The organism is Pseudomonas sp. KB_15 (assembly GCF_052114525.1).
Lineage (GTDB): Bacteria > Pseudomonadota > Gammaproteobacteria > Pseudomonadales > Pseudomonadaceae > Aquipseudomonas.
The window spans coordinates 1-353 of sequence record NZ_JBFREX010000389.1 but is presented as its reverse complement, the minus strand read 5'-3'; the positions used below and the strand labels follow the sequence as shown (position 1 = coordinate 353).

General features: G+C 62.0%; 1 pseudogene. It reads right to left on the bottom strand.

The features are described from left to right. Window positions 1-353: pseudogene (gene aceE / locus AB4Z35_RS31425) on the bottom strand (pyruvate dehydrogenase (acetyl-transferring), homodimeric type); the annotation flags it as partial.

Genomic DNA, 353 nt, shown 5'->3' with positions numbered 1-353 from the left:
GTCCTTCTTGAGCAGCTCGGCGGCGGCGATCACCTCGCGGAAGATCGTGCCCGAACCCAGCAACTGCACGCGCGGCGCGTTGCTGTTCTCCACGCCCTTGCGGAACTGGTACATGCCCTGGACGATGTCGCGTTCCACGCCAGCCGGCATTTCCGGGTGCTCGTAGTTCTCGTTCATCACCGTCAGGTAGTAATAGACGTCTTCCTGTTCGGCGTACATGCGGCGCATGCCGTCCTGCATGATCACGGCCAGTTCGTACTGGAACGTCGGGTCATACGAGATGCAGTTCGGGATCACGGCGTGGAACACGTGCGAATGGCCGTCCTCGTGTTGCAGGCCCTCGCCGTTCAGCG